This window comes from Kitasatospora sp. NPDC004799 (assembly GCF_040609095.1).
In the GTDB taxonomy this organism is placed as follows: Bacteria; Actinomycetota; Actinomycetes; order Streptomycetales; family Streptomycetaceae; genus Kitasatospora.
The window spans coordinates 1-11,529 of record NZ_JBEXJK010000263.1 but is presented as its reverse complement, the minus strand read 5'-3'; the positions used below and the strand labels follow the sequence as shown (position 1 = coordinate 11,529).

Genomic DNA, 11,529 nt, shown 5'->3' with positions numbered 1-11,529 from the left:
CGTCGGGCGAGTTGAGCCGCCCGTCCACCCCGTGGGTGCCGCCGAAGCCGTACGGGGAGACCGGGTTGACCAGGGTGAGCGAGCGCACCAGCTCCGGGTGGTCGCGCAGCAGTTGCAGCACCACACCGCCGCCCATGCTCCAGCCGACCAGGTGCACCGGGCCGAGGGACAGCTCCCGGAGGAAGGAGAGCAGGTCCTCGCTGTGGTCGCGCAGGCCCCGGGTGGCGTCGACCGGCAGCGGCTCGGTGCCGCCGAACCCGCGCAGGTCGGGCGCCAGCGGACGGTAGCGGGCGGGGAGCGCGGTCATGGTCGAGTGCCAGAAGACGCCGGAGGAGACGTTGCCGTGCACCAGGACCACGGGCTCGCCGGTGCGGCCCTCGATCTCGGCGTGGTTCACGGTCAGCCGGTCGGTCGTCGTCAGTCGATCGGTGATCATCGGGGTCGTCCTCAGTTCAGCCAGCCGGCGACCTGCGCGCTCGCCGCGCTGTCCCAGCCGAGTTGCAGGTGATTGGCGAAGGCGATCAGCGCGGTGCCGCCGACGGTGCCGAATCCGGTGGTGTCCAGCGCGCTGGCCACGAAGACCACGCCGTCGCTGGGGCCGCGGTTCTCGTTGAAGATCCCGAGGACGCTGGGCGTGCCGCCGGCCAGGAGGTACGCCGTCACCGAGGAGGGCACCCCGGCCTGGTGCAGCGGGATGATCAGCGATCCGGCGTCGATCGCGGTCTGGATGCCGCTGCCGTCGGTGTAGAAGCCCTGGCCGCCGTAGTAGGTCGTGTACCAGTCCTGCTGGGTCTGGTCGACGCCGAACACCGAGTCCCACCGGGCCAGCATCTGCCGCTGCCCGGGGTAGACGTCGTAGCCGCTCGCGGGGGCGAAGGAGAACTCCGGGTGCGCGGTGTAGGTGCCGTAGCAGGTCATGCGCAGGTGGGGGGAGGGGGCGTTGATCGCGCCGCCGCACTGCGGCCAGATCGAGAAGTCGTGCGCCCAGCCGTGCGCGAAGGGGTAGTCGTAGCCGCCGTTCGGGCCGCCGAGGGTGATCAGCTTGCGGACGTCGCCCGCGTACGGGCGGCCCCAGGCGGGCTTCACCGAGGACACGTACGCCCGCGCGGACATCTCGCCCTTGCTCCAGCCCACCACGTCCACCTGCGGGACGCCGAGCTTGGCGCGGATCAGCGCGACGGCGTCGCCGACCGCCTGGGCCTGCATCAGGTTGTCGCCCTGCTTGTGCGCGAAGCCGATCGCGAAGACCCGGTAGCCCCGCCCGGCCAGGTTCTGCATCAGCCCGGTGCTCGGGCAGGAGGCGGCGCCGCAGCCGTAGCCGCCGGACTCGCCGGGGTTGGCCCAGGCGCGGTCCGGGTTGTCGTTGGCGCCGTGCACCAGCAGCACCGGGACCTGGTGCGCCCCGGTGTTCCAGCCCGGGGCCGAGTAGAGCAGGAAGCGGCCGGAGAAGGGCTGCTTGACGCCGCCGAAGAAGGTGAGCCGCTGGCCGTCCTGGTTGCCGCGGCCGTCCGGCGGGTACTGCTCCTGCCGGAAGCCGGTGGTGGTGTCGAGGTACCGCTCGACGCGGTCCCAGCCGTTGGCGACGCTGCCGTAGGTCGCCTCCAGGGTCAGGTTGGCCGGCACCGCGCCCGCGGCCGCGGCCGGTACCGACGGGACGGCCGCACCCATCAGCGCCAGCACGCCGGCGAGCACCCAGCCCAGTCCTCTTCGCCTACGGCGTCCGCTGCTCCACATGTGCGTTCACTCCTCCACGCTGAGGTTCGATGAGCGACACCGTACGAAGGTCGGAGTGCCGTCCCTATGGTGGCGGCGCACACCCCGGCCGTCCCGGTATGGCCGTCGGCCACCTGGCCAGGAGGCGGGCCCCGAGGGGCACCGCGTCCGGGGCTCAGTCCTTCAGCGAGCCCGAGTTGGCGCCGCGCACGAAGTGCCGCTGGAAGAGGAAGAACAGCACGGCCACCGGGACGGTGGAGACCAGGGCCGCCGCCAGCTTCAGCGGGTACTGGGTGCCGGAGCCGACCCCGCCGGCGACGAAGTGCGCGAGGCCGGTGGTCAGGGTGTCGTGGTCGCCGGGCCGGGTGGAGACCAGGACGTGGGTGAACTCGTTCCAGGAGCCCTGGAAGGAGAGCACCGTGAGGGTGATCAGCGCGGGCCGGGACATCGGCAGCACGACCGACCGGAAGATCCGGAAGGTCCCGGCGCCGTCGATCCGGGCGGCCTCCTCGATCTCGCGCGGCACCGACGCGAAGAACTGCTTCATGATGAAGACGCCGGCGGCGTCGACCAGCAGCGGCAGCACCATCCCGCCGTAGGTGTCGAACATGCCGAAGCTCTTCAGCACCAGGAACTTGGGGATCAGCAGCACCACGCCCGGCACCGCCATCACGGCCAGCACGAAGGCGAACAGCAGCCGGCGGCCGGGGAAGCGGATCCGGGCCAGCGCGTAGCCCGCCATCGAGTCGAACAGCACCCGGCCGGCCGTGACCAGGACGGTCACCACCACGCTGTTGCCCAGCCAGCGCAGGAGCGGGACGTCCTCCACGCCGTCGGCCAGGCCGGACAGCCGCCGGTAGGGGGCGAGGGTGCCGTCCTGCGGGAGCAGCGCCATCGGGTGGGCGGCCGCGTCCGGGTCGGTCTTGACGCTGTTGGCCAGCTGCAGCAGGAACGGCAGCAGGTAGAGCAGCGCGAAGCCGGTCAGGGCCGCGTAGCCGAGGTACCGCAGCGGCCGGGGGAAGCGGCCGAGGACGGGGCGGCCCTCGGCGCGCGGGGCGTCAGTTCCCGGCACGGCGGACTCCCTTCGGGCTCCGGCGGCCGCGTCGCGGCGTGCCGTCCCGCTCCCGCAGCACCCACCGCTGGAGGGCGGTGAACAGCAGGACCAGGCCGAGCAGGACGAACGCGACGGCCGCGCCCTGCCCGTAGTCGGCGTTGTCGAAGCCGGCCGAGTAGGACAGGTAGGCGGGGGTGAGGGTGGTGTTGCCGGGGGCGCCCCTGCCCATCACGTAGACCTGGTCGAAGACCTGCCAGGTGGAGATCAGGCCGAGGGTGAGGACCAGGAACAGGACGGGCCGCAGCGCCGGCAGCGTGACGTGGCGCAGCAGTTGGCGTCGGTTGACGCCGTCCAGGGCGGCGGCCTCCTCCCGTTCGCGCGGGACGTCCTGGAGGGCGGCGAGGAAGATCAGCATGAAGGTGCCGGAGGTGGTCCAGACCGCCATCAGGATCAGGGTGCACATGGCCACCGAGGGCCCGGCGAACCACTCCGACCAGGGCAGTCCGAGCGGCCCGCCCGCGCCCGGCGCCGGCTGCTCGACGCCGAACCGGCCGAGCACCAGCCAGACCAGTCCGCGCGGGTCGGCGAACCAGTTCGGGCCCTCGACCCCGAGCCGGCCGAGCACCCGGTTGACGGCGCCGCTGCCCTGGAAGAGGAAGAGGAAGACCGTCGAGACGGCGATCGAGCTGGTGACGGACGGGAAGTAGAACACCGTGCGCAGCGCGCTGCGGCCGCGCAGCATCCGCTGGTTGACGGCGAGGGCGAGGACGAGTGCCAGCACCGTCTGGAGCGGTACGGTCAGCAGCACGTAGTACAGGGTGTTGCGCAGCGAGGTGGCGAACAGGGTGCGGTCCAGGCCGTCCTCGGTGAGCAGCCGCCGGTAGTTGTCCAGGCCGACGAAGTCGGCGCTGCCGCTGAACGGGTTCGACTGCCCGTCCCAGTGCAGGAGGCTGACCCACAGGGCCATCGCGACGGGCAGGACCAGGAAGAGGCCGAGGACGAGCACCATCGGGCCGGTGAACAGCCAGCCCCAGGCCCCCTCGCGCAGGCCGCGCCCGGCCTTCGTACGAACGCCGACACGGGCGGGGCTGCTACTCGGCATGCTTGAGCGCCTGCTCGCCGTTGCGCTGGAGGGCACCGAGGACGGCCGCCGGGTCGCCCGTCCGCAGCGACTGGAGGTCGGCGTTGAACTGGGTGAGCACCTGGTTGAACCCGGCGATGGTGACCGGCGGCTGGGAGCCGGCGACGCCGTCGACCCAGGCCTTGGACTCGGGGTACCGCTGGGCGTAGGCGGCGAGCGCGCTGGTGCGCGAGGGCATCACGCCGAAGGCCTTGGCGAACGCCAACTGCTGCTCGGCGCTGGTCAGGTGCCTGACCAGGTCCACGCCGGCGGCCCGGTGGGTGCTCCTGGCGGCGATGCCCCAGCAGTTGCTGAAGGCCAGGGTGCCGGGGCCGGCCGGGCCGGCGGGCAGCGGGAGCACCTTGTACGGGACGTTCGGGTAGTCCTTGGCCATCGCCCCCTTCAGCCAGTTGCCCTCGATGGTCATCGCGGCCCTGCCCTTGCCGAGCGCCTCGCCGCCCCAGCCGGCGTCGACCTCGGCGACGTACTTGGCGGAGCCGGCCTTCATCAGCGACCGCAGGTACTCCAGCGCCTGCCGGTTGGCCGGGCTGTCGGCGGTCATCGTGGTCTGCCCGGGGTCGGTGATCCAGCCGCCGGCCTCCTTCATCAGGGCGCCGAGCCGCTGGTAGTCGGGGGTGGTGACGAGGCCGGTGACGCCGTCCCCGGTGAGCCTGGCGGCGTCGTCGGCGAGCTGCTGCCAGGTGGTGGGGTAGTCGGCCTCGGTCAGGCCGGCCCGCTTCCACAGGTCGGTGTTGATCGCCAGGCCCAGGGTGGAGCTGTCCTTGGGCAGGCAGGTGAGTCTGCCGTCGTGGCTGAAGGCCTTGCGCAGCTGCTCGGAGAAGTCCGCGGCGTCCGGTATCAGGTCGCCGTACGCGTAGAGCGAGCCGCCCTTGGCGTAGTTCGCGAACTGGTCGGAGTTGACGTAGAAGAGGTCCGGCGGGTTGCCGCCGGCGAAGGCCTGGCCGAGCTGCTGGTTGATGTTGCTCGCGAGCTGCACCGTGACGGTGTTTCCGGTCCGCTGCGCCCAGGCGGCGGTGGCCGCCTTGACCGCGGCGGTCTCGGCCTCGCCGGAGGTGGCGATCAGCACCGTCAGGCTCTGGTGGCCGCCGGAGGCCTGCGCGGCCGGGGAGTCGCCGAACCCGCCGGAGGAGGAGCAGCCGGTGACGGCGCCGACGGCGAGGGCCGCGCAGACGGCGGCCGCGGCGAGGGTGCGGGTGGTGGCCATGCGGGATCTCCCTGGTGGTCGGGGTGGAGGCTCGGGGGCTTCGGGGAGGGCTTCGCGACGGGCATGCGGCGGGCTTCGCGGGAACTTCGCGACGGGCTTCGCGGCGGGCTGAGGGCGGATCGGGGCGGGCCGCCGGTCACTGGCTCTCGCGCAGGACCAGCCGGGGGGCGAGGAGGACGTGCTCCCGGGGTCGCCCTCGGTCGTTCAGCCGCTGGATGAGCAGGCGCATGCACTCGCCGCCGACCGCGTCGAGCGGCTGGGCGAGGCTGGACAGCGCGGGCAGGACCAGGGGGGCGATGGGGGAGTCGTCGAAGCCGATGACGGCCGCGTCCGGGCCGGGTGCGCGGCCGGCGCGCCGCAGGGCCTGGTACCAGCCGAGGGCCAGGGCGTCGCTGGCGGCCACGACGGCGGTCACCCCGGTGGCGAGCAGCCGCTCGGCGGCGGACTCGGCGGCGGCCGGGTCGCCCGGGCTCTCGGCGCGGCGGCCGCGGGTGGACAGCCCGAGTTCGAGCATCGCGCCCTGCCAGCCGCGCGCGCGGTCGTCGCCGACGCCGGAGCCCTTCGGCCAGCCGAGGAAGCCGATCCGCTCGTGGCCGAGCCCGGCGAGGTGGCGGACGGCGGCCGCCGTCCCGGCCGCGCCGTCGACGTCGACCCAGTCGCCGACGTCCCGGCCGGACCAGGGCCGGCCGAAGGCGACGAACGGGACGCCGCGGTCGTGCAGCCAGTGCTGGCGGGGGTCGTTGCGCTCGGTGCCGCTGAGCACGAAGCCGTCCGCGCCGTGCTCGTCCAACAGCTGCTGGTAGCGCACCAGTTCGTCGCGGGCCGAGGCGACGGCGAACAGGACCACCCGGTACCCGGCCTGGTCGGCGGACTGGGCGAGCGCGTGCAGGAACTGGTCGAGCACCGGGTTGGGAGCGCCCGTCCCGCTGTCGCGGATGCCGTAGCCGATCAGTTTGCTGGCCCTGGTCTTCAGCGCCTGGGCGGCGCGGTTCGGCCGGTAGCCGAGCTCGTCGATCGCGCGCTGGACCCGCTCCAGCGTCTCCGGGCGGAGCAGGCCGGGGGAGTTGATGGCGTTGGACACCGTCTGGCGGCCCACGCCGGCCCACGCGGCGACCATTTCCAGGGTCACGGGCGAGCCGGGCTTCTGCTGGGGGGATGAGTCTGCGTGCATGACGGCGATCCTAGGTTCAGTCCCGGACGACCGGGTCTGGAGCGTGCCAATTCGCTCTTCCGTGGTCCTGTCAGGGCAGTTAGAGTCTTGGAACGCTCCAACGACCTCGACGACGGAAAGGTTGCGGCCGAGTGGAAGCACCTGTCAAGACCCCGCAGCAGAACGCCGCACCCGCCGCGGTGGACGGACTCCAACCGTTCCTGCACGACACCGAGCTGTCGGTGGCCGCCCCCAGCTTCTGCGCCTCCAGGCCCGACGGGCGGATCGCCGGCGGCGCGGACGGCTTCTACCACGGGGACCGCCGGATCCTCTCCCGCCTGGAGGTCGGCTTCGCGGGAGTGCCCGACTCCCCGGTCGCGACCGTGGACGGCGGCGACGGGCAGACCGTCTTCGTCACCGTGCCACGCGGCCTCGCCGAGCTGACCCCCGACCCCGCGGTGACCCTGGAGCGCCGCCGGGAGCTGCGGCCCGGCCGTCTGGTGGAGCGCTACACCGTCCGCAACGCGGGCGGCCGCACCGCCCGGTGCCGCCTCGACCTGCGCGTCGAGAGCGACTTCGCCGCGATGGACGCGGTCAAGTCCGGCCGTACGCCCGCCCCCGTCGCCCCCGCCCGGGACGGCCAGGGGCTGCGCTGGACGGACGGCCCGCTCGGTGCGGCCCTGACCCTCGCGCCGGCCCCCGACCACCTCGGCCCGCAGCCCGGCGCCCTGGGGTTCGACCTCGAACTCGGGCCCGGCGAGAGCTGGCAGGCCGTCCTGGAGTGCACCGCCGAGCACCGCGACGGCGACCTCTTCCCCGCTCCGGGCTCCGCCGCCCGCCCGTGGAACACCCCGGAGGTGACCGGCCTGAGCCACCCGCTCGCGCACTGGCTCGACCGCTCCCACCGGGACCTGCGCGCCCTGCTGCTCACCGACCCGCTGCGGCCCGCCGACCACTTCCTCGCCGCCGGAGCGCCCTGGTTCCTCACCCTGTTCGGCCGGGACTCGCTGTGGGCGGCCCGGATGATGCTCCCGCTCGGCACTGAACTCGCCGCCGGCACCCTGCGCACCCTGGCCCGCCGTCAGGGGCGGGCGGTGGACCCGGCGACCGAGGAACAGCCCGGCAGGATCCTCCACGAGGTCCGCCGCGAGGAGCAGCGCCTCGACGCCGGCTCCCGGCTGCCGCCCTGCTACTACGGGACGGCCGACGCCACGGCGCTGTGGATCGTCCTGCTGCACGACGCCTGGCGCTGGGGAATGCCGGACGAGCAGGTGGCGGAGCTGCTGCCGCACTTGGAGTCGGCCCTCGGCTGGCTGGACCGGCACGCCGACGCCGACGGCGACGGCTTCCTCGAATACGTCGACAGCTCCGGCACCGGCCTGTCCAACCAGGGCTGGAAGGACTCCTCCGACGGCATCCGCTTCCGGGACGGCCGGATCGCCGAGGCGCCCATCGCGCTCAGCGAGGTCCAGGGCTACGCCCACGAGGCCGCCGTCGCCGCGGCCGCGCTGCTCGACGCCTTCGGACGGCCGGGAGGCGACCGCCGGCGGCAGTGGGCGCGGGAGCTGCGGCTGCGCTTCCGGGCCCACTTCTGGGCCGAGGACGACCACGGCCGGTACCCCGTGGTCGCCCTCGACCGGGACAAGCGCAAGGTCGACTCGATCGCCTCCAACATGGGCCACCTGCTCGGCACCGGCCTGCTCGACGACGACGAGAGCGCGCTGGTCGCCCGGCGGCTCACCGCCCCCGGGCTGGACAGCGGGTTCGGCCTGCGCACCCTGGACACCGGCACGACCGGCTTCAACCCGCTGGGCTACCACACCGGTTCGGTCTGGCCCCACGACACCGCCATCGCCGTCCGCGGCCTGGCCCGGGCCGGGCTGCACGCGGCCGGCGCGCCGCTCGCCGACGGCCTGGTGCGCGCCGCGGCCGCCTTCGGCCACCGCCTGCCCGAGCTGTTCGCCGGCTACCCCCGGGACCGGTACGCCCGCCCGGTCCCCTACCCGGCGTCCTGCCGCCCGCAGGCCTGGGCCGCCGCCTCCGCCGTCGCCGTCCTCCAGTCGGTGCTCGGCCTGGAGGCGGACGCCCCCGCCCGGCGGCTGCGGGTCCGCGCCCAGGCCCCGGCCGGCTACGAGTCCCTGCGGATCACCGGGTTGACGGTGGCGGGCCTGCCGGTCGAGGTCACCACCGACCACACCGGCGCGATCGACCTCCGCGCCCCCGACGGCTTCGAGGTCGCGACGGCCGTCGGGGAGCACTGACGCCCGACGACCGGCCCGGCGGCGCGGGCGGGTGTGGAGCACCGGCACACGGTGGGCGGGCCAAGGGTGGATTCCCGTGCCATTACCGGAGGTTGTGACCGGCCGCATGATGCACGTCACAGCCCCCGGCCCGCCGGGACGGCCCGCCTGTCGCAGGCGGCTCCGGTGGGCCCGGCGGTCCTGCCCCCACCCCACCCAGGAGCCCCCCATGACCCGCTCGCCCGGCACACCCCGTACGAGAGGCCGCCTGCGCCGCCGGCTCTCCGCCGCCACCGGCGCGCTCGCGCTCGCCGTCGGACTGCTGACGGCCGGCGCCCCCACCGCCTCCGCCGTCGGCCTCACCCAGGTCACCGGTTTCGGGTCGAACCCCGGCAACCTGGCCATGTACACCTACGCGCCCGACGGCCTGGCCGCCGGCCGGCCGCTGGTGATCGCCCTGCACGGCTGCCTGCAGAGCGCCGCCGACTACCACGGCCACTCCGGCTGGGCGCAGTTCGCCGACCGGTACGGCTTCGCGCTGGTGTATCCGCAGACCAACTCGACCAACAACGCGCTCAGTTGCTTCCGCTGGTTCGACTCCGCGCAGAGCACCCGCGGCCGGGGCGAGGCGCTGTCCGTCCGGCAGATGGTCGACACGGCGGTGGCCCGGTACGGCAGCGACCCCGGACGGGTCTTCGTCACCGGGCTGTCGGCGGGCGGCGGCCAGGCCGCGAACCTGCTCGCCGACTACCCGGACGTCTTCGCCGGCGGCGCCGTCGACTCCGGCCTGCCCGCCCAGTGCGCCACTACGCAGGGCGGCGCGAGCGGCTGTCAGTACAGCGGCCAGAACCTCAGCCCGAAGCAGTGGGGCGACAAGGTCCGTTCCTCGTACCCCGGTTGGACCGGTCCGTACCCGCGGGTCGCGATCTGGCAGGGAACGGCCGACACCACCGTCAAGCCCGTCAACGGCACCGAACTGCGCGACCAGTGGACCGACGTCCGGGGCATCTCCCAGACCGCCTCCAGGACCCGGGACCTCAGCGGCGGAACCACGCTGAGCGAGTACGAGGACCCGAGCGGCAGGCCCGCCGTCCAGCTCTACTCGATCGCGGGCATGGCGCACGGCCTGGCCGTCGACCCCGGCTCCGGGACCGGGCAGTGCGGTGCGACCGGCGCGTACTACCTCGACACGATCTGCTCCAGCTACCACACCGCTCTGTTCTGGGGCCTCGACGGCACCGGCGGGGACGGCGGCGGCACCACGCTGCCCGCGCCGACGGGGCTGGTGGTCACCGGCACCACCGACACCACCGTGACGCTCGGCTGGTCCCCGGTCGGCGGCGCGGTCTCGTACGAGGTCCGGCGCGGTGGCGCGAAGGTGGGCGGCGTCACCGGTACGGGCTTCACCGACACCGGTCTGACCGCCGGGACGGGCTACTCCTACACCGTCGCGGCCGTCGACTCCGCCGGGACGGCCGGGACCCGGTCCGCCGCCGTGACCGCGACCACCACCGGCCACGCGGCCCGGTGCTTCACCGCGAACAACTACGACCAGGTCGCCGCCGGCCGCGCCCACACCGGTGGCGGCCACGCCTACGCCAACGGCTCCGAGCAGGACATGGGCCTGTACAACCTCTTCACCACCCACACCCTGAAGGAGACCGCCGCCGATTACTACGTGATCGCCGACAGCGGCTGCTGACCGGGCTCCGCCGCTCCCCGCCCGCCCCGTCGAGCCCGGACGGGGTGGACGGGGCGTCAGGACAGCGGGGTGCGGTGCAGGTTGATGAGGATGCGCCAGACCCACCGGGCGATCTGGGCGGGTGTGGCCTCGACGAGGCCGTGCAGCCAGTCGGCCAGGACGCCGACGAAGGTGGCGGCCACGGCGGAGGCGAACAGGTCCGGCGCGGGCGCGCCGACCAGGGTGCGCTCGGCCCGGCTGCGGGCGCGCAGGTCCCGGTGGAGCACCTGGCCGAGCGGGCCGCCGCCGCCCGGGCTCAGCAGTTCCCGGTAGAGCCCGGCCTCGGCGGCGAGCCGGTCGAAGAAGGCCAGCAGGTCGGGCGGCGGGGCGGCGGGATCGGCGGTGCCGCGCCAGGCGTGCAGGGCGTCCACGGCCTCGCGGACGACGTCGGCGCAGGCGTCGACGGCGAGCGCCTCCAGGGTGGCGTAGTGGAGGTAGAAGGTGGCCCGCCCGACGCCCGCCCGGCGCGCCACGGCGGTGACGCTGACCTCCGCCAGCGGCCGGTGCGCGCACTCCTCCAGCAGCGCCTGGCGCAGCTTGGCCCGGGTCCGTTCCGTCCGGGGATCCGTCGGCACGGCGGTCAGTGGGCGAGCAGGACGGCGGCGAGAGCCAGGGCCCCGGGCGTCGCCTGGGCGAGGAGGATCCGCCGGTTGGTGGTGAGCCCGCCGTACAGGCCGGCGACCAGGACGCAGACGAGGAAGAAGACCTGGACCCGGAAGCCGGTCGGATCCTCCGCGATCAGGCCCCAGACCAGCCCGGCGGCCAGGAAGCCGTTGTAGAGGCCCTGGTTCGCGGCGAGCCGGGTGGTGGACCGGGCCATCGTCGCGTCGAAGCCGGAGAGCCTGCGGCCCGGCTCCTTCTCCCACAGGAACATCTCCAGCACCAGGATGTACGCGTGCAGCGCGGCCACCAGGCCCACCAGCACGTTCGCGGTCGTCTCCACGGAGGCCTCCCAGCCCTTGAATTTCATGGACAGGTGTCCACTATAGCTGGACAGGTGTCCAGGAATGCGTGACGTGGCCGGGTGCCGAGGGCAGACGAAGGCGGGAGCACGGCCGGGGTGCGCGGGCGGCCTGCCCTTTGGGGACACCGGGCCTTTCCCCCGCGGAGGGTGCCCGGGCTCTCCCGCCGGGCGGCGGAGGCGGGGACACTGCGGGGAGACCGCCCCTGCAACCTGTGAGGTCGAGCGTGATCGGGGCCCGCGGTGTCGTACTCCTCGTCCCCCGACACGACCGCGCCGTCCGCCTCGGCTTCCCGGTCGGCCTCCCGGAGGAACCGACCCAGGT

Annotated in this window: 10 protein-coding genes; 2 read left to right on the top strand and 8 right to left on the bottom strand. The window is 74.1% G+C overall.

Features of this window, described 5'->3' with window-relative positions:
* The 6 genes from ABZW03_RS27700 to ABZW03_RS27675 form a co-directional block, all read right to left on the bottom strand.
* The coding region (locus tag ABZW03_RS27700; RefSeq protein ID WP_355263781.1) for an alpha/beta hydrolase at positions 1 to 436 on the bottom strand (436 nt) is incomplete at its 3' end.
* An 11-nt stretch (positions 437 to 447) separates the two neighbouring features.
* The gene (locus ABZW03_RS27695; protein ID WP_355263778.1) at positions 448 to 1,734 is read right to left on the bottom strand and encodes a lipase; all 1,287 of its coding nucleotides are present in this window, start codon (positions 1,732 to 1,734) and stop codon (positions 448 to 450) included.
* A 154-nt stretch (positions 1,735 to 1,888) separates the two neighbouring features.
* The gene (locus tag ABZW03_RS27690; protein ID WP_355263775.1) at positions 1,889 to 2,785 is read right to left on the bottom strand and encodes a carbohydrate ABC transporter permease; all 897 of its coding nucleotides are present in this window, start codon (positions 2,783 to 2,785) and stop codon (positions 1,889 to 1,891) included.
* On the bottom strand, positions 2,772 to 3,869 hold the full coding sequence (locus ABZW03_RS27685) for a sugar ABC transporter permease (protein ID WP_355263772.1): 1,098 nt from the start codon (positions 3,867 to 3,869) through the stop codon (positions 2,772 to 2,774). The genes ABZW03_RS27690 and ABZW03_RS27685 overlap by 14 nt, the downstream gene beginning before the upstream one ends.
* Positions 3,859 to 5,112 (bottom strand): extracellular solute-binding protein, encoded by a 1,254-nt coding sequence (locus tag ABZW03_RS27680; RefSeq protein ID WP_355263769.1) that lies wholly within the window; start codon positions 5,110 to 5,112, stop codon positions 3,859 to 3,861. Before ABZW03_RS27680 ends, ABZW03_RS27685 begins: the two co-directional genes overlap by 11 nt.
* A 136-nt stretch (positions 5,113 to 5,248) precedes the next feature.
* Positions 5,249 to 6,283, bottom strand: coding sequence for a LacI family DNA-binding transcriptional regulator (locus ABZW03_RS27675; protein ID WP_355263766.1), 1,035 nt, complete (start codon positions 6,281 to 6,283; stop codon positions 5,249 to 5,251).
* 131 nt (positions 6,284 to 6,414) lie between these two features.
* Between ABZW03_RS27675 and ABZW03_RS27670 the strand changes: the two genes are divergently transcribed.
* Both ABZW03_RS27670 and ABZW03_RS27665 read left to right on the top strand, forming a co-directional pair.
* Complete coding sequence (locus tag ABZW03_RS27670) at positions 6,415 to 8,523, top strand: glycogen debranching N-terminal domain-containing protein (RefSeq protein ID WP_355263764.1); 2,109 nt, start codon at positions 6,415 to 6,417, stop codon at positions 8,521 to 8,523.
* Positions 8,524 to 8,731: 208 nt separating this feature from the next.
* Positions 8,732 to 10,204 carry a PHB depolymerase family esterase gene (locus ABZW03_RS27665; protein WP_355263761.1) on the top strand — a complete coding sequence of 491 codons (1,473 nt, stop codon included), beginning with the start codon at positions 8,732 to 8,734 and terminating at the stop codon, positions 10,202 to 10,204.
* Between the two features lie 56 nt (positions 10,205 to 10,260).
* Here the strand turns inward: ABZW03_RS27665 and ABZW03_RS27660 are convergent, their stop codons facing one another.
* Together ABZW03_RS27660 and ABZW03_RS27655 are read right to left on the bottom strand one after the other, a co-directional pair.
* On the bottom strand, positions 10,261 to 10,818 hold the full coding sequence (locus ABZW03_RS27660) for a TetR/AcrR family transcriptional regulator (protein ID WP_355263758.1): 558 nt from the start codon (positions 10,816 to 10,818) through the stop codon (positions 10,261 to 10,263).
* A 5-nt stretch (positions 10,819 to 10,823) separates the two neighbouring features.
* Positions 10,824 to 11,186, bottom strand: a complete 363-nt coding sequence (locus ABZW03_RS27655; protein ID WP_355263784.1) for a DUF1304 domain-containing protein — start codon at positions 11,184 to 11,186, stop codon at positions 10,824 to 10,826.
* Positions 11,187 to 11,529 lie beyond the last annotated feature (343 nt).

Bases quoted from the DNA above. Each gene is read 5' to 3' on its own strand.
- ABZW03_RS27695 (WP_355263778.1), bottom strand. From the start codon at position 1,734: ATGTGGAGCAGCGGACGCCGTAGGCGAAGAGGACTGGGCTGGGTGCTC.
- ABZW03_RS27685 (WP_355263772.1), bottom strand. From the start codon at position 3,869: ATGCCGAGTAGCAGCCCCGCCCGTGTCGGCGTTCGTACGAAGGCCGGG.
- ABZW03_RS27680 (WP_355263769.1), bottom strand. From the start codon at position 5,112: ATGGCCACCACCCGCACCCTCGCCGCGGCCGCCGTCTGCGCGGCCCTC.
- ABZW03_RS27675 (WP_355263766.1), bottom strand. From the start codon at position 6,283: ATGCACGCAGACTCATCCCCCCAGCAGAAGCCCGGCTCGCCCGTGACC.
- ABZW03_RS27665 (WP_355263761.1), top strand. From the start codon at position 8,732: ATGACCCGCTCGCCCGGCACACCCCGTACGAGAGGCCGCCTGCGCCGC.